Source organism: Streptomyces phaeolivaceus (genome assembly GCF_009184865.1).
Classification (GTDB): domain Bacteria; phylum Actinomycetota; class Actinomycetes; order Streptomycetales; family Streptomycetaceae; genus Streptomyces; species Streptomyces phaeolivaceus.
In genome coordinates, this window is sequence record NZ_CP045096.1 from 7723640 (window position 1) to 7740627 (window position 16988).

At 71.3% G+C, this 16988-nt stretch carries 13 protein-coding genes; 10 read left to right on the forward strand and 3 right to left on the reverse strand.

All coding sequences use genetic code 11. The features are described from left to right. The first annotated feature begins 1 nt into the window (after window position 1). Window positions 2-1060: a DUF4190 domain-containing protein gene (locus tag F9278_RS47635; protein ID WP_226967093.1), complete on the forward strand. Its 1059-nt coding sequence runs from the start codon at window positions 2-4 to the stop codon at window positions 1058-1060. A 43-nt stretch (window positions 1061-1103) separates the two neighbouring features. On the opposite strand, the gene F9278_RS35630 is transcribed toward F9278_RS47635, so the two are convergent. Then, complete coding sequence (locus F9278_RS35630) at window positions 1104-1667, reverse strand: NADAR family protein (protein WP_193241780.1); 564 nt, start codon at window positions 1665-1667, stop codon at window positions 1104-1106. Between the two features lie 212 nt (window positions 1668-1879). On the opposite strand from F9278_RS35630, the gene F9278_RS35635 reads away from it, so the two are divergent. The 7 genes from F9278_RS35635 (at window position 1880) to F9278_RS35665 (ending at window position 9803) form a co-directional block, all read left to right on the forward strand. Beyond that, window positions 1880-3415, forward strand: coding sequence for a gamma-aminobutyraldehyde dehydrogenase (locus F9278_RS35635; RefSeq protein ID WP_152171967.1), 1536 nt, complete (start codon window positions 1880-1882; stop codon window positions 3413-3415). Between the two features lie 83 nt (window positions 3416-3498). Continuing rightward, the gene (locus F9278_RS35640; RefSeq protein ID WP_152171968.1) at window positions 3499-4743 is read left to right on the forward strand and encodes a polyamine ABC transporter substrate-binding protein; all 1245 of its coding nucleotides are present in this window, start codon (window positions 3499-3501) and stop codon (window positions 4741-4743) included. A gap of 8 nt (window positions 4744-4751) precedes the next feature. Beyond that, a complete protein-coding gene (locus F9278_RS35645) occupies window positions 4752-5933 on the forward strand; it encodes an ABC transporter ATP-binding protein (RefSeq protein WP_152171969.1) in 1182 nt (393 codons plus the stop codon). Beyond that, entirely contained in the window at window positions 5933-6874 is a 942-nt protein-coding gene (locus F9278_RS35650) for an ABC transporter permease (protein ID WP_152171970.1), read from the forward strand. The genes F9278_RS35645 and F9278_RS35650 overlap by 1 nt, the downstream gene beginning before the upstream one ends. Beyond that, on the forward strand, window positions 6875-7675 hold the full coding sequence (locus tag F9278_RS35655) for an ABC transporter permease (protein WP_152171971.1): 801 nt from the start codon (window positions 6875-6877) through the stop codon (window positions 7673-7675). Window positions 7676-7721: 46 nt separating this feature from the next. Continuing rightward, the gene (locus tag F9278_RS35660) at window positions 7722-9140 is read left to right on the forward strand and encodes an NAD(P)/FAD-dependent oxidoreductase (protein WP_152171972.1); all 1419 of its coding nucleotides are present in this window, start codon (window positions 7722-7724) and stop codon (window positions 9138-9140) included. 210 nt (window positions 9141-9350) lie between these two features. After that, window positions 9351-9803 (forward strand): hypothetical protein, encoded by a 453-nt coding sequence (locus F9278_RS35665; RefSeq protein WP_152171973.1) that lies wholly within the window; start codon window positions 9351-9353, stop codon window positions 9801-9803. A gap of 89 nt (window positions 9804-9892) precedes the next feature. Here F9278_RS35665 and F9278_RS35670 read toward each other — a convergent pair whose 3' ends face one another. Next, complete coding sequence (locus F9278_RS35670) at window positions 9893-10576, reverse strand: phosphatase PAP2 family protein (protein WP_152171974.1); 684 nt, start codon at window positions 10574-10576, stop codon at window positions 9893-9895. A gap of 411 nt (window positions 10577-10987) precedes the next feature. After that, entirely contained in the window at window positions 10988-12322 is a 1335-nt protein-coding gene (gene gabT / locus F9278_RS35675) for a 4-aminobutyrate--2-oxoglutarate transaminase (RefSeq protein WP_152171975.1), read from the reverse strand. Window positions 12323-12593: 271 nt separating this feature from the next. Here gabT and F9278_RS35680 point away from each other — a divergent pair, with 271 nt between their 5' ends. After that, window positions 12594-14732, forward strand: a complete 2139-nt coding sequence (locus tag F9278_RS35680) for an ATP-binding protein (RefSeq protein ID WP_152171976.1) — start codon at window positions 12594-12596, stop codon at window positions 14730-14732. A 180-nt stretch (window positions 14733-14912) separates the two neighbouring features. Then, the gene (locus tag F9278_RS35685) at window positions 14913-16691 is read left to right on the forward strand and encodes a PucR family transcriptional regulator (RefSeq protein WP_152171977.1); all 1779 of its coding nucleotides are present in this window, start codon (window positions 14913-14915) and stop codon (window positions 16689-16691) included. The last annotated feature ends 297 nt before the right edge of the window (window positions 16692-16988 follow it).

Sequence of the window (16988 nt, forward strand, 5' to 3'; positions counted from 1 at the left end):
TATGCCGTCCGACGAGGCACCGATTCCCGAGACACCGGCCGACCCGAGGCCCGACCGGCGGCCCGACCCGTGGGCCCCGCCGCAGGGCGACGGCGCGCTGCCGCCGACGGTGGTCGACGGCGCGACGCTCCCGACGGTCACCGACGACGCGGACCCGCTGACCGTGGTCGACGGTGCCGCCCTGCCGACGGTGACCGACGACGCCGTCCCGTCGACGCTGGTCGACGGCGCGACGCTTCCGACGATCACCGAGGACGCGGCACCGGCCCCGACGGTCGCCCTGGACAAGCCGGCCACGCCGGTTGCGCCCGCGTGGTCGGCCCCCACCGCCGCCACCGCCGCTCCGGCCGCCCGCGACCCGTGGACCCCGCCTGCCGACACCCCGGCGCCGAGCGGCCCCACGCCCACGCCCGCTCCCACCCCCGCCTCGCCCTCGGTGCACGACCAGATGACGGTCATGGCCATGCCGGGTGCGGACACGCCCGTCCCCAACCCCTTCGCCCCACCCGTGCCCAACGCCCCCCACGCGTCCTACCCGCCGCCCGTGGCCGGCCCCGCCTACGCCACACCGACCCCCGGTTCCGCCGTGCCGCCCCCGCCGATCGGCCCCGAGGGACCCGGGCAGGTCCCGTACGGCTACCCGCAGTACCCGTCGTACCCGGGAGCCCATGCCCATGCCCATCCCGGTGTCGGCTACCCGGCCCCCGGCGGCCACGCCTGGGCCCCGATGGCGCCGCCGCCCAGCAACGGGATGGGTATCGCGGCGATGGTGCTCGGCATCTGCGCCGCCGTGCTGTTCTGTCTGTGGCCGCTGGCGATCCTGCTCGGGATCATGGCCGTGATCTTCGGATCCATCGGCCGGGTCAAGGTCAGCAAGGGCGAGGCGACGAACCCCGGGCACGCCCTGGCCGGGATCATCTGCGGAGTTGTCGGCATCCTGCTCGGCATCGGCTTCATCGTCTTCATCGTCATGGCGTCCAGCAGCGAGGACTCGGACACCGACCCCTTCCTCGACGACGGCTACTCCACCTCGCTGTCCCTGGTGCTGCCGACGAGGTGAGGCGGCGCGCAGCGCGCCCCTGAAGGGGCGCGGGGCCGTATCGCTATGCGGCTTCCTCGGCGAAGCGTCCACGCGCGGCCATCAGCGCGAAACCCAGCAGGTTCGGACCCCGCCACCGCGCGGGGTCCCTCGCGCGCTCGTCGTCCGCCGCCAGGCCGATCCCCCAGACCCGGTCGAGGGGGCTCGCCTCGACGAGCACGCGACCGCCCGTGCCCACCAGGAACTCCCGCAGGTCGGCGTGGGCGGCGAACTTGTGGAAGCTGCCCTCGACCACGATTCCGAAGCGCTCGCGCTCCCATGTCGCGTCGTCGAAGCCGCGCACCAGCCGCCCGACCTTCTTGGCCTGCGCCGGGCTCGCCGCGGCGACCGCCTCGCGCTCCGCCTCCGCGTCCCCGAACAGCCGGGCCTTCGACGCCATCATCCAGTGCTCGGCCGTCGCGTACTCCACGCCGTCCACCGTGAACGGCGACGGCCACCACTGGCTCAGACAGCTCGCGCCGATCCGGCCGTCGGGCAGGGGGCGGTGGCCCCAGAAGTGCAGGTACTTGACCCTCGCCCCGGAGCGGACCGCCTCCGTCAGCGTGTCCCAAGAATCGATCTTCGTCATGTCGAAGAGTCTGGCAGCCACCACTGACAATCCGTCCTCGATTTCCTGTCCCGACTGGACGCCTGGTCGACAGATTCCGTCGCGTAACCAAAAGGCAACAACGGAATCACTTGTTGGTGCCGCATGGCTCTGTCAGGATCGGCACTCAAATCGAGCTGGAGCTACGCCACCCGCCCCCGGGGACAGAGGGGGCACCGGCGGAGGAGAGCGACATGCAGAACCCGGGCAGCGTCACCCCGGAACGATTCCCCGCACAGGACCGCTTCGCGACCGGCGCGCAGTACATCGCCGGCCGCCCCACGAAGGGCACATCGGGGCGCACCCACGCGGTCGTCGACCCCGCGACCGGCGACGAGGTCCTCACCTACGAACTGGCCGGGACCGACGACGTGGACGCGGCCGTCGCCGCCGCCCGCGCCGCGTTCCCGGGCTGGGCCGCCACCACCCCCGGTGAGCGGTCGGACGCCCTGCACCGCTTCGCCGCGGTCCTCGCCGACCGGGCGGAGGAGTTCGCGCGGGCCGAGTCCCTGCAGTGCGGGAAGCCGCTCAAACTGACGCGCGAGTTCGACGTGCCCGGCACCATCGACAACACCGCGTTCTTCGCGGGCGCCGCCCGGCACCTCCAGGGCCAGTCGGCCGGCGAGTACTCCGGCGACCACACTTCGTACGTACGCCGGGAGCCCATCGGCGTCGTCGGTTCCATCGCGCCCTGGAACTACCCGCTCCAGATGGCCGCCTGGAAGATCCTCCCGGCGATCGCCGCGGGCAACACGATCGTCCTGAAGCCCGCCGAGCCGACGCCGCTCACCTCGCTGCTCTTCGCGCAGGCCGCCACCGACGCCGGAATCCCCGACGGTGTGATCAACATCGTCACCGGGACCGGCAAGGAGGCCGGTGAGCACCTCGTCGGCCATCCCGATGTGGTCATGACCTCCTTCACCGGGTCCACCGCCGTCGGGAAGCGGGTCGCCGAGATCGCCACGGCCACCGTCAAGCGCCTCCATCTGGAACTGGGTGGCAAGGCCCCGTTCGTGGTCTTCGACGACGCCGACCTGGAGGCCGCCGTCCACGGCGCGGTCGCGGGCTCCCTCATCAACACCGGCCAGGACTGCACGGCCGCCACGCGCGCGTATGTGCAGCGGCCCCTCTACGAGGAGTTCGTCGCGCGGACGGCCGCCCTCATGGAGACCGTCCGGCTCGGCGACCCCTTCGCCCCGGGCACCGACCTGGGCCCCCTCATCTCGCACGCCCAGCGCGACCGGGTCGCCGCCTTCGTCGAGCGGGCACGCGCGTACGCGCGCGTGGTGAGCGGCGGACAGGCGCCACAGGGGGAGCTCAAGAACGGCGCGTACTATCTGCCCACGCTCGTCGCGGACGCCGCCCAGGACAGCGAGATCGTCCAGTCGGAGATCTTCGGGCCGGTGCTCGTGGTCCTGCCCTTCGACAGCGACGACGAGGGCATCCGCCTCGCCAACGACAGCCCGTACGGACTCGCCGCCTCCGCCTGGAGCCGGGACGTGTACCGGACGAACCGTGCCACCCGCGAGATCAAGGCGGGCTGTGTATGGGTCAACGACCACATCCCGATCATCAGCGAGATGCCGCACGGCGGCTACAAGGCGTCCGGCTTCGGCAAGGACATGTCCACGTACTCGTTCGAGGAGTACACGCAGGTGAAACATGTCATGTTCGACAATACGGCGATCGCCAGGAAGGACTGGCACCGCACGATCTTCGGGGACCGCTAGCCAGTCCGGGGACCGGCCGCCCGACCCCCGGCCGGTCCCCGCCCACCCTCCCGAAAGGGCACCTCCGAAAGGGCATCACGCGCATGGAGCAGTACGAGCCCGACCGCCTGTCCCCGGCCCAGGTGGCCGCCGTGCGGCGCAGCCTCAGGAACGGCCGGGCCGCCATCGGCCGCCGTTCGCTGCTGCGCGCCGGAGCCGGCGGCGCACTCGCGATCGGCGGGCTCGGCGCGCTGAGCGCCTGTGGCATCCCCGCGGCGAAGAACACCTCGGGCGGCTCGTCCGAGGACCACTCGGCCAAGGAGAAGGAGGTCGACTTCTCCAACTGGACCGAGTACATGGACGTCGACGACAGCGGCAAGCGCCACCCGAGTCTGGACCAGTTCACCCGGCGCACCGGCATCAAGGTCGCGTACACCGAGGACATCAACGACAACGTCGAGTTCTTCGGCAAGATCAAGCCGCAGCTCGCCGCCGGTCAGGACACCGGCCGCGATCTCATCTGCGTCACCGACTGGCTCGCCGCCCGGCTGATCCGCTTCGGGTGGGTCCAGAAACTGGACGCGTCCAACCTCCCGCACGCCTATATGAACCTGGCCCAGCAGTTCCGCGGCCCCGACTGGGACCCGGGCCGCGCCTACTCGTATCCCTGGCAGGGCATCTCGACCGTCATCGCCTTCAACAGGAAGGCCCTCGACGGCGAGGAGGTCACGTCGGTCTCCGACATGCTCGACAACCCGAAGCTCAAGGGGCGCATCGGCTTCCTCTCCGAGATGCGCGACAGCATCGGCATGACCCTGCTCGACATGGGCAAGGACCCGGCGAAGTTCACCGACGACGACTACGACGCGGCGATCGCCCGCCTCCAGAAGTCCGTCGACCAGGGCCAGATCCGCCGCTTCACCGGCAACGACTACACCTCGGACCTCACCAAGGGCGACCTCGCGGCCTGTATCGCCTGGGCCGGTGACGTCGTCCAGCTCAAGGCGGACACCCCGGACGTCGACTTCGTCATCCCCGACAGCGGCTACATGACCTCGACGGACAACCTGCTGATACCGAACAAGGCCCGCCACAAGACCAACGCCGAACGGCTCATCGACTACTACTACGAGCCGAAGCCGGCCGCCGAACTCGCCGCGTACATCAACTACGTGTGCCCGGTCGACGGGGTGAAGGCGGAGCTGGCCAAGATCGACCCGGACGCGGCGAACAACCCGCTGATCATTCCCGACGCGGCCATGGCGGCCAAGTCCCATGCCTTCCGCTCCCTGAGCCAGAAGGAAGAGACGGCGTACGAAGAGAAGTTCGCGAAGCTGACAGGGGCGTGACGAGGACGATGACCAGCGACAAGACAGGCAAGACCGGAAAGAAGCGCACGGCCGAGGGCGGCGGCGACGTCCGTCTCTCCGGCATCGGCAAGACCTACGGCTCCTTCACCGCCGTGCACCCGCTCGACCTGACCGTGCCGGAAGGTTCCTTCTTCGCCCTGCTCGGTGCCTCCGGCTGCGGCAAGACCACCACCCTGCGCATGATCGCCGGCCTGGAGGAACCTTCCTGCGGAAGCGTCTGGCTCGGCGACCACGACGTGACGAACCTGCCGCCGTACAAGCGGCCGGTGAACACGGTCTTCCAGTCCTACGCCCTCTTCCCGCACCTCGACATCTTCGAGAACGTCGCCTTCGGTCTGCGCCGGCGCGGCGTCAAGAGCGTGAAGAAGCAGGTCGAGGACATGCTGGAGCTGGTCCAGCTCGGCGAGCAGGCGCGCAAGAAGCCGCATCAGCTCTCGGGCGGCCAGCAGCAGCGCGTCGCCGTCGCCCGCGCCCTCATCAACCACCCCAAGGTCCTTCTCCTCGACGAGCCGCTCGGCGCCCTCGACCTCAAGCTGCGCCGCCAGATGCAGCTGGAGCTGAAGCGCATCCAGACCGAGGTCGGCATCACGTTCATCCATGTCACGCACGACCAGGAGGAGGCCATGACCATGGCCGACACGGTCGCCGTGATGAACGGCGGACGCGTCGAGCAACTCGGCTCCCCCACCGACCTGTACGAGAACCCCCGGACCACCTTCGTCGCCAACTTCCTCGGCACCTCCAACCTCATCGAGGCCGAGGTCGACTCGAAGAGCGGCGGCGACATCGTGCTCAAGGGGGGCGACGGCAAGCTCGTGCTCCCCGAGGCGCGATGTTCGGCGCCCGCCACCACCGGCGGCAAGGTCCTCGTCGGCGTACGCCCCGAGAAGATCACCCTCACCCACGCGGACGACGCCGGGGAGATACCGGTCGGCCGCAACCGCATCACCGGCAAGATCGCCGCCACCAGCTTCATCGGCGTCTCCACGCAGTACGTCATCGACAGCTCGGTCTGCCCCGAGTTCGAGGTGTACGTCCAGAACATCGACCGCGACACCCGGCTCGTCCCAGGCGCCGATGTCGTCCTGCACTGGAACCCCGCGCACACCTTCGGCCTGGACGCCGCCCAGGACATCGACGCGGGTGTCGACGAGGGGGCGGCCGTCTGATGTCGACCGGAACCCTCGCCGAAGCCGAGGCACCACCACCCCTCGCACCCGCCCCGGCCACCGGGAAACCGCCCCGCAGACGGGGCCGCTGGACGCCGTATCTGCTGCTCGCGCCCGGTCTGATCTGGCTGCTGGTGTTCTTCGCGATGCCGATGGTCTACCAGGCATCGACGTCCGTGCAGACGGGCTCCCTGGAGGACGGCTACCGGGTCACCTGGCACTTCGCGACCTACTGGGACGCGCTGAGCGAGTACTACCCGCAGTTCCTGCGCTCGGTGCTCTACGCGGGCTCGGCGACGATCCTGTGTCTGCTGCTGGGCTACCCGCTGGCCTATCTGATCGCGTTCCGGGCCGGCCGCTGGCGGAATCTGATCCTGATCCTGGTGATCGCCCCGTTCTTCACCAGCTTCCTGATCCGCACCCTCGCCTGGAAGACGATCCTGTCGGACGGCGGCCCGGTCGTCGGCGCCCTCAACACCCTGCACGTCCTCGACGTCACGAGCTGGCTCGGCCTCACCGCCGGGGACCGGGTGCTGGCCACCCCGCTCGCGGTGGTCTGCGGCCTGACGTACAACTTCCTGCCGTTCATGATCCTGCCGCTCTACACCTCCCTCGAACGCATCGACGGACGGCTGCACGAGGCGGCCGGCGACCTCTACGCCAGGCCCTTCACCACCTTCCGCAAGGTCACCTTCCCGCTCTCCATGCCGGGCGTCGTCTCCGGCACGCTGCTGACCTTCATCCCGGCGAGCGGCGACTACGTGAACGCCGAACTCCTCGGCTCCACCAACACCCAGATGATCGGCAACGTCATCCAGAGCCAATTCCTGCGGATCCTCGACTATCCGACGGCGGCGGCCCTCTCCTTCATCCTCATGGCCGCGATCCTCCTCATGGTCACGGTCTACATTCGCAAGTCCGGGACGGAGGACCTGGTCTAAATGGCCTTCGTGAACTGGCTCAAGCGCCGACTCGTCATCATCGCGGGACTTCTGACACTCGGATATCTGCTGCTGCCGAACGTGGTCGTCACGGTCTTCTCCTTCAATCAGCCGAAGGGCCGCTTCAACTACGAGTGGCAGGAATTCTCCACGGCCGCCTGGACCTCCCCGTGCGGGGTCGCCGACCTCTGCGGCTCGCTCTCGCTCGGCCTCCAGCTGGCCGCCTGGGCGACCCTCGGCGCGACCGTCCTCGGCACGATGATCGCCTTCGCGCTGGTCCGGTACCGCTTCCGCGCCCGGGGCGCCGTCAACTCGCTGATCTTCCTGCCGATGGCGATGCCCGAGGTCGTGATGGCGGCCTCCCTGCTCACCCTCTTCCTCAATCTGGGTGCTCAGTTGGGTTTCTGGACGATCCTCATCGCCCACATCATGTTCTGCCTCAGCTTCGTCGTGGTCGCCGTCAAGGCGCGCGTGATGTCCATGGACCCCAGGCTGGAGGAGGCGGCGCGCGATCTGTACGCCGGGCCCGTCCAGACCTTCGTCCGGGTCACCCTGCCCATCGCCGCCCCGGGCATCGCGGCGGGCGCGCTGCTCGCCTTCGCGCTCTCCTTCGACGATTTCATCATCACCAATTTCAACGCGGGTTCGACCGTCACCTTCCCCATGTTCGTCTGGGGCTCGGCACAACGCGGTACGCCCGTCCAGATCAATGTCATCGGTACGGCCATGTTCCTGGTCGCCGTATTGTTCGTGATGGCCGGAATGGTCATCGGAAACCGCCGGAAGAAGCAAAAGGCATAGGGCGAAAGGCCCTGAGCCCTCGTTGGCTCTGTAGGGAGTTGAAATCATGGCCCCAAGCGCCATGAACCGTTGGACAAAGTCGCTCTCCGACGCACAGCCGGTCCCGTACTGGCTCGAAGACCCCGGCAAGCCCCGCCCCGAGGCCGCGCTCACCGGCGCCGAGACCTGCGATCTGCTCGTCGTCGGCGGCGGCTACAGCGGGCTGTGGACCGCGCTGATCGCCAAGGAGCGCGACCCGCAACGGGACGTCGTCCTGCTGGAAGGCCGTGAGGTGGGCTGGGCCGCCTCCGGCCGCAACGGCGGCTTCTGCGCCGCCTCGCTCACCCACGGCCTGGCCAACGGCCTCGCCCGCTGGCCCGACGAGATCCACAAGCTCCAGGAGCTGGGCGACCGCAACCTCGACGAGATCGAGGCGGCGGTCGCCCGCCACGGCCTGGACTGCGACTTCGAACGCACCGGCGAGATCGATGTCGCCACCGAGACCTACCAGGCCTGGGAACTGCGCGACTGGTACGACGAGATCGCCCGCAAGGGCCTCGCCGACGGCATCGAGTTCCTCGACACCGACGCCGTCCGCGACCAGGTCGCCTCACCCACCTTCGAGGCGGGCCTGCACGACCGCCGGGGCGTCGCCATGCTGCACCCCGCGAAGCTCGCGTGGGGCCTGAAGCGGGCCTGCCTGCGCCTCGGCGTCCGCGTGTACGAACACACCCCCGCGCTGAACCTGAAGACGTACGGCGCCGGCATGGCCGTCCGCACCCCCTACGGCCTGGTCCGTACCCGGCAGGTGGCGCTCGGCACGAACATCTTCCCCAGCCTGGTCAAGCGCGTCCGCGCGTACACCGTCCCCGTCTACGACTACGCCCTGATGACCGAGCCGCTCACCCCCGAGCAACTGGCCGCCGTCGGCTGGAAGAACCGGCAGGGGCTCGGGGACTCCGCCAACCAGTTCCACTACTTCCGGCTCAGCGCCGACAACCGGATCCTCTGGGGCGGCTACGACGCGGTCTACCAGTACGGCGGCCGGGTGCGCGCCGAGTACGACGACCGGCCGGAGACCTACGCCAAGCTCGCCGACCACTTCTTCACCTGCTTCCCACAGCTGGAGGGCGTCCGCTTCACCCACGCCTGGGGCGGCGCCATCGACACCTGCTCCCGCTTCTCGGCCTTCTACGGCACCGCCCACCAGGGGAAAGTCGCCTACGCGGCCGGTTATACGGGGCTGGGCGTGGGCGCCACCCGGTTCGGCGCGGACGTCATGCTCGACCTCCTCGCGGGGGAGCGCACGGAACGCACCGAGCTGGAGATGGTCCGCCGCAAGCCCCTGCCGTTCCCGCCGGAGCCGTTCGCCTGGACCGGGATCGCCCTCACCAAATGGTCCCTGGCCCGCGCCGACTCCCACGCCGGCCGCCGCAACCTGTGGCTGAAGGCCATGGACCGGCTCGGCCTGGGCTTCGACAGCTGACACGGCGGCGTCCGGAACCCCCTGAAACGCCAGTCAGCGGGGCGTGAAGGCGCACGCGTGATCAACAGGCGTACGCCCCGCCCGGCCGTGTTACCCCATTCACCACCAAGAAGTGGTCCGAACCCGCGTAATGCCGGCCCCCAACCTCTGTCTGTGCTCCTGACGCGAAACCGCGTCCGACGGAGCTCTAGAGAGAGGAAGGTCCCTGTCATGACTGGGGCCAAGACGGCGGCCGAGTGGCTGGCATCCGTATCACCGGATCCCGAGGCCTGCCGCTGGGAGTGGGAGCGCAACCCCCTGGGGGTCGCCCTGCTTCCGGCGGGCAGGGCCTGGGACGTGCTGATCCTGCCGGGCACACTCGGCTATCCGACACTCGACGTCCTGACCCGCATCATCGACCAACCCGGGCCCGTGCTCGTCGACTTCGGCGACGACCGCATGGGGTTCTTCGTACCGGCGGGCACGGCCTCCCGCTGGCTCGGCACGGGCGTGCGCAGCGCGGGCCGGGGCACCTGGATCGTGGTGCCGTACCCGGGACGGCAGACCGGAGGCGTCCGCTGGCTGATCCCGCCGGACGGCAGCGGCACCCTCACCGACCCGGCCCTCCTGGAACTGGCGATGCACGAGGCGGCGGCGGGCCTGGCCAGGGACGAGGAGCGGTAGCCGGGGGCTGACCGCGACCCGCCGCGAGGCGGCCGTCCCCCGGCCGCACCGCGCTCTCTCGTCGGCCGCCCGTGCGGCCGACGCGGACGTCATCGGGGACCGCGGTCCACCCGGAACCACAGCGCGCCGAGCAGTGACGCGCACACGCACCAGCTCGCCAGCACGTCGAGCGGCCAGTGGTAGCCCTGGCGCACCAGGCCGAAGCCGACCCCGATGTTCAGGACCACCGCGAGGACGACGACCGCGCGGCGCGCGGGGGCGCCGCGCAGCCAGGGCAGCAGAAGCAGGACGGCACCGCCGTACGCGACGGACGCGGTCGCGGTGTGGCCGGAGGGGTAGAAACCCGTGCCGGGGCCCATGATCGGCGGACCCGAGCGGGCGATGAGCTCCTTCAGCGGGACGACCCAGAGGGGGACGAGGGCCATCAGGAGCGCCGCCGCGGCGGACGGCCGCCACCAGTGGTCCCGACCGGTGGCACGCGCGCGCCACGCGACGTACAGGAGGACGGCGGCGAGGACCGGGACGGCGACCGTGATGTTGCCGAGGTCGGCGAGGAACTGGGTGGGGGCGCCGCGGTGGACCAGGGAGTCGCTGAGGCGTTCGTCGACGCGGGCCAGCGGGCCGTGCGCGAGGACCTGCCAGGTGATCAGCGCGAAGAGGAGGGCCGGGAGGCCGAGAAGAAGGAGGGCGGCGCGGCGGCCGGAGGGGGTGGTCGGCCACCCCCGAACAGGGGGGGTGGTTCGGGGGTGGCCGTCCGGATCGGTGTGCCGCACGCCCCGGGGGGTTTGGGACGCGCGGCCATCCGATCGGTGAGGAGATCCGGAGCCGGAAGCTCCGGGTGTGTGCGCGAGGGCACGACCAGGGCGAAGCTGGGGAGGCCCCGACCCTGTGTCGCCCACAGTCCCCTGTGGGCGGGGTGTATCTCTCATCTGCGTCAGAACCTACGGCAGGGAACGCGGTCACGACAGGCGGAATCGGGACCCGACATGCACCTTGCACACCTTCTTCACGCCGTCCGACGCTTGTCCACAGGGACCGGAATCCGGATCGGACACCGGTTTCGGTTCCGGTTCCGGGAAGCGTGGGACGTCGGAGGCGGATGGGGGATTCCGTATGCGGGAGCCCCGCGGAATCTCCGCTGAATCGGGCACCCGCACGGATGTCGGGTCCGCCCGGACGTGGATTCAGATTCCGGCGAACGCCTGCTCGATGATGTCGAGGCCCTCGGTGAGGAGGTCCTCGCCGATCACGAGCGGGGGCAGGAAGCGCAGCACGTTGCCGTAGGTGCCACAGGTCAGGACCAGCAGGCCCTCCTGGTGGCAGGCCTTCGCCAGCGCGGCGGTCGCCTCCGGGTTCGGCTCCTTCGTCGCACGGTCCTTGACCAGCTCGATGGCGATCATGGCGCCGCGGCCCCGGATGTCGCCGATGACGTCGAACTTCTCGGCCATCGCGGTGAGACGGGCCTTCATGACCGCCTCGATGCTCTTCGCCCTGGCGTTGAGGTCCAGCTCCTTCATCGTCTCGATCGAGCCGAGGGCGCCCGCGCAGGCGACGGGGTTGCCGCCGTAGGTGCCGCCCAGGCCACCCGCGTGCGCCGCGTCCATGATCTCCGCGCGCCCGGTGACGGCGGCCAGCGGCAGACCACCGGCGATGCCCTTGGCGGTGGTGATCAGGTCCGGGACGATGCCCTCGTCCTCGCACGCGAACCACTGGCCGGTGCGGCAGAAACCGGACTGGATCTCGTCCGCGACGAAGACGATGCCGTTGTCGGAGGCGAACTTGCTGATCGCGGGCAGGAAGCCCTTGGCGGGCTCGATGAAGCCGCCCTCGCCGAGCACCGGCTCGATGACGATCGCGGCCACGTTCTCCGCGCCCACCTGCTTGGCGATCTGGTCGACGGCCTGCGCGGCGGCCTCCGGGCCGGCGTTCTCCGCACCGGTCGGCCAGCGGTAGCCGTACGCCACCGGGACGCGGTACACCTCGGGGGCGAACGGCCCGAAGCCGTGCTTGTACGGCATGTTCTTGGCGGTGAGCGCCATCGTGAGGTTGGTGCGGCCGTGGTAGCCGTGGTCGAACACCACGACGGCCTGCCGCTTGGTGTACGACCGGGCGATCTTCACGGCGTTCTCGACGGCCTCGGCACCGCTGTTGAACAGCGCGGACTTCTTGGCGTGGTCGCCCGGGGTCAGCTCGGCGAGGGCCTCGGCGACCTCGACGTAGCCCTCGTACGGCGTGACCATGAAACAGGTGTGTGTGAAGTCCTGGAGCTGGGCGGAGGCCCGGCGGACCACGGCCTCGGCGCTGGCGCCGACGCTGGTGACGGCGATGCCCGAGCCGAAGTCGATCAGCCGGTTGCCGTCGACGTCCTCGATGATGCCGCCGCCCGCGCGCGCGGTGAACACCGGCAGCACCGACCCCACGCCCGCGGCGACCGCGGCGACACGACGGGCCTGCAGCTCCTGGGACTTCGGTCCGGGGATGGCGGTGACTACGCGGCGCTCCTGAGGAAGTGCGCTCATGGGGGGCTCCTGGGGGTTTTGCGGACGCTTGTCTTCTTTTCTCGCAGGCTAGGGCGGGGACCGGTGGGTGGGCATGCTCCATGTGGGCGGTGTCGAGGATTCGTCTTGTCCGCCTTGGACATGGAGGACGGTGGGCACGGGTGTGCGCCTGGCCGCGTAATACGGTGACCGCAGAGGTCCGCCCGGCCGCGTAAACGGTGAACTCCCTTTGCGGGAGCGTTAGATTGGCTCGCTGATGGTGGACGGAACGGCTGGTCAGGGGGCAAGCGCGATGAACAGCGACGGGACGCGGGACGCGCGGGGCACGCATGCGAATCCTGTGCCGCGCCCGACGGGGTCGCCGGAGATGCCTTCGGCGCCTCCCGTGCCTCCCATGCCCACGAGGGTTCCGGGGGCGCCGGGGGTACCGCCCCGGCCGGACGGGAACGCCTTCCTGACCTGGCTGCGGACACCGCGGCCCGACGCGGCGCCCGGGGTGTGGCGCTTCGGGCATCGGGCTCGGCCGGAGGAGGAGCCGGAGGTCGTCCCCGCCCGGCAGCTGCTCGGCGGCGCAGTGATCGCCTTCCTCGTCGGCTGGCTGATCTGGTCCCTGCTCTGGAACGGCTACCTCGGCGGCTGGTGGACGCTGCCGCTGTGGGCGATGGTCCCCGATTCCTGGGCCCCGCCCGGCTCGTACGCCTCGGTGGTCTTCGGCTACATCTGGTACACGATCGTCGCCCTGGCGATCCTGATCGGCGTCGGACGGCTCGGCCGCTGGAGCGAGGTCTGGCGCCGCTACGGCGCCCCGCGCCTCCGGCAGCCGCAGGTGCGGCAGGTCGTACCACCGCCCGAGGACGACCCCGCCCAGTGGAATCAGCTTCGGGAGGCCGGGGCCGGGGAGGCGGCTGAGCGGCTGGTCGTCGAGGCGGGGGCCGGGCTGATGCGGGATGTGGATCACGCGCGGATCATGCGGGCGTGGCAGGGCGTGCGCAGCGGGCGGCACAGTCTGGCGACGTTCACGGGCGCGGTGCTGAAGGACGGCGCGGCGGCGTGTCTGCACCCGTCCGGGGAGCGGGATCTGCCGGGGCGGCTGGCCAGGCACGACATGGTGACCGGGCAGGTCCGCCTGGGCGGCACCGTCGACGACCCGCGCAACCCTTACGCCTACCGGGGCACGGGCCTCGCCGTGGGCCCCGAACTGCTCGGCACGTCCCTGCTCGCCGTCGGCCCCGCCGGATCCGGGAAGACCGGGAGTGTGGTGTGGCCCGTCGCCGAGTCGTTGTGTCTGCACGCGCTGGCCGGGCGGGCCGCGGTCGTGGTCGTGGGGGCGGCGGGCGCGGGGCTCGGACCGGCCGACGCGTACGACGTCGTCGTACGGATCGGGAACCCGGAGTCCGTGTACGACCTCGATCTGTACGGCGGCACCACGGACCCCGACGAGGCCGCGGCCGTGCTCGCGGAGGCGCTCGTCGGTGATCTCGCCGACCCGCACCCAGGCGGCGACAGCCGCCGCTCCACCACGGTCCTGGCCCAGCTGCTCGGACCGTTCCGGGCGGTGCACGGACGGTTCCCGTCGGTGCCGCAGCTGCGGCAGCTGCTGGACGGCTCACCCGGCCCGCTGGGCGAGCTGCGCAAGGCCCTCCAGGACGCCGGGCAGGAGTCGCTGCTGCGGGAGCTGGACGCGCGCGAGCGGCAGCTCGGGCATCCCGGGGACGTCGGCAGCGTGCTCGCCGACCGGGTCGCGCTCCTCGACCGGCCCGCCTTCGCCGCGTTCTTCGACACCTCCGGCCAGTCCCGGCCCTTCTCCCTGCGGGCCCTCGACCATCCCGTACGGGTCCGTATCGACCTCCCCGAACGCGGCCACGCCGACGCCTCGCGCATCCTGGCGCGGCTGGTGCTCGCCCAGTTCACGGCGAGCGTCGCCGTACGGGAGGACCGGTCCCTGTTCGCCTGCCTCGTGCTGGACGACGCGACCGGGATCGTCACACCGGAGGCCGTCCGCGGCATCCAGCGGCTGCGCTCCGCCAACGCGGGCACCGTCCTCACCCTGCGCACCCTCGACGACGTGCCCCGGCCGCTGCGCGGGCCGCTCCTCGGCGCCACCGGCTGCCGGATGGCGCTGTCCGGGCTCACCCCGTGGGACGGGCAGGACTTCGCCGAGGTGTGGGGCAAGGAGTGGACCGAGGCGCGGGACGTCACCGACCGGCAGATCATCGCCGACTCCCCGGCGGGCAAGGCCTGGCACGCGCTGCGCCGCGCCATCACCGGCAACGCGCCCACCGCGCGCGCCGTGACCGTACGGCAGGTGGAGCGGGAGCGGTGGTCCGCCTCCGAACTGGCGCACGGTGTGCCGCCGGGCCACGCCGTGCTGTCGCTGACGAACGTGCGCGGGGAGCACGCGCCGCCGCTGCTGGTGGATCTACGGGGCTGAGAGGTACGGCCGAGGAGCACGATCGAGAGGCGCGGCCGAGAGGAGAGGGCGGGCACCGTTCGGTTTGAGCCATTCGGGTGATGGCGTGTGGGGCTTGTGATCGTACGGTGAGGCAGAATCGGGACAGGCTGTTCATACGCGGCGGCCAAAAGCCCACACCCCCGTCGACCTGAAGGTCCCATGCCCCCCACGCTCGCCTCGCTCGTCCATCACTCCGCGCTCAAGCTGACCGTGCGGGCGGGCGAGGACCGTCTGGATGTGCCGGTGCGCTGGGCGCACGCCAGCGAGCTGGCCGACCCGGTGCCGTACATGGAGGGCGGGGAGCTGCTGCTGATCACCGCGCTGAAGCTGGACGCGGAGGATCCGGAGGCGATGCGGCGCTATGTACGGCGGCTGGTGGGCGCCGGGGTCGTCGGGCTCGGCTTCGCCGTCGGGGTGCACTACGAGGACATCCCCGAGGCGCTCGTCGCGGCGGCCCAGGGGGAAGGGCTGCCGCTGCTGGGAGTGCCCCGGCGTACGCCCTTCCTCGCGATCAGCAAGGCGGTGTCGGCCGCCATCGCCGCCGAGCGGTACCGGGCCGTGACGGCGGGGTTCGCGGCGCAGCGGGAACTCACCAAGCAGACGTTGTCGGACGGCCCCGAGGGGCTGCTCGGCGCGCTCGCCGGGCAGGTCGACGGGTGGGCGGCCCTGTACGACGCCTCCGGAGCCGTCGTCGCGGTCGCGCCCGAGTGGGCGGAGCGGCGGGCCGGCCGGCTCACCGCCGACATCGAACGGCTGCGCGACCGGCCCGCGCCGGCCAGCGCGGTCGTGGGCGGCGAGGACCGCGTCGAACTGCACTCCCTCGGTACCGGGCGCCGGGCGCGCGCCGCCCTCGCCGTCGGCACGGCGGCGGCCCTCGGCACGGCCGAGCGGTACGCCGTCCACTCCGCGATCGCCCTTCTCACCCTCACCACGGAACGGTCGCGCTCGCTGCACGCCGCCGAGCAGCGGATCGGCGCGGCGGTGCTGCGCATGCTGCTGGCCGGGGAGTGCGACCACGCGCGCGCCGTCGCCCAGGACCTGTACGGGGAGCTGCTGGACGCCCCGTTCCGGCTGATCCTCGCCGAATCGGCCTCGGCGTCGGCGGCGCGGGCACGGGTGGAAGGGGCACGGGTGGAAGGGGCCGTGGTGACGGTGGGCACGCCGGGGACGGCGAGTACGGCGGGAACTGTGGAGGGGGTGGCCGGGTCCGCCGGGGCTGCCGCTGTCTCACGAGCTGTGCACGGGGTGGGGGAGGCCGGGCGGGCGGTCGGTGTCGATCCGAGGGCGGATCTGCTGGGGCAGCTCGTCGAGGTCGTGGAGGCGGCTGCCGCGCGGGCCGGGGAAGCGGTGCTCGTCGTGCCCGACGGGGAGCGGCTGGTCGTGCTCGCGGTGGACGGGGGCGCCGTGGTGGCCGCGTGCGGGGAGTTCGCGATCGAGCTGGAGACGTCCCGGGTGGTCGGGCGGGACGCGCTGTCCGTGGCCTCTGACTCCGGCCCCGTCGAGGAGGAGGAACTCGTCGTAGGGCTGTCCGCGCCCGCCGGGCCGATCGCCGCCGCGGCGGCGTACAAGCAGGCCGAGCAGGCGTTGTCGGTGGCTCGGCGGCGGGGGCGGTGCCTGGTCGAGCACGAGGAGCTGGCGGCCGGGTCGGTGCTGCCGTTGCTCGGGGACGACGCGGTGCGGGCCTTCGCCGACAGTCTGCTGCGACCGCTCCGTGAGCATGACGCGACCGGGCGGGGGGATCTTGTGGCCTCGCTTCGGGCGTGGCTGTCGCGGCATGGGCAGTGGGACGCGGCAGCGGCGGATCTGGGGGTGCATCGGCATACGTTGCGGTATCGGATGCGGCGGGTGGAGGAGATTCTCGGGAGGTCGTTGGACGATCCCGATGTGCGGATGGAGCTGTGGCTGGCGTTGAAGGCCACGGCCGCGGCGGGGGAGTAGGGCGAGCCCCTGTCGCGCTCCGCGCGGGGCTTCTCGCGCAGTTCCCCGCGCCCCTAAGAGACACGGCCCTGGCGGGCCGTGAGGAAAGCAGGGCGCAGCCCGCTTTTTCAGGGGCGCGGGGAACTGCGCGACCAGCCCCCACCGGACCCGCACCCGACAACGCACCCCCACCCCACCCCACCATTTCGGCGCAACCCCCACCCCCACTCATACGCGCCGGACAAACGACCCCCCGCCGTCCCGGCCCTACCGTGGAGCCGGAAGTTGAAATGTGCCACCCACCGAAGGGCCGGGAAC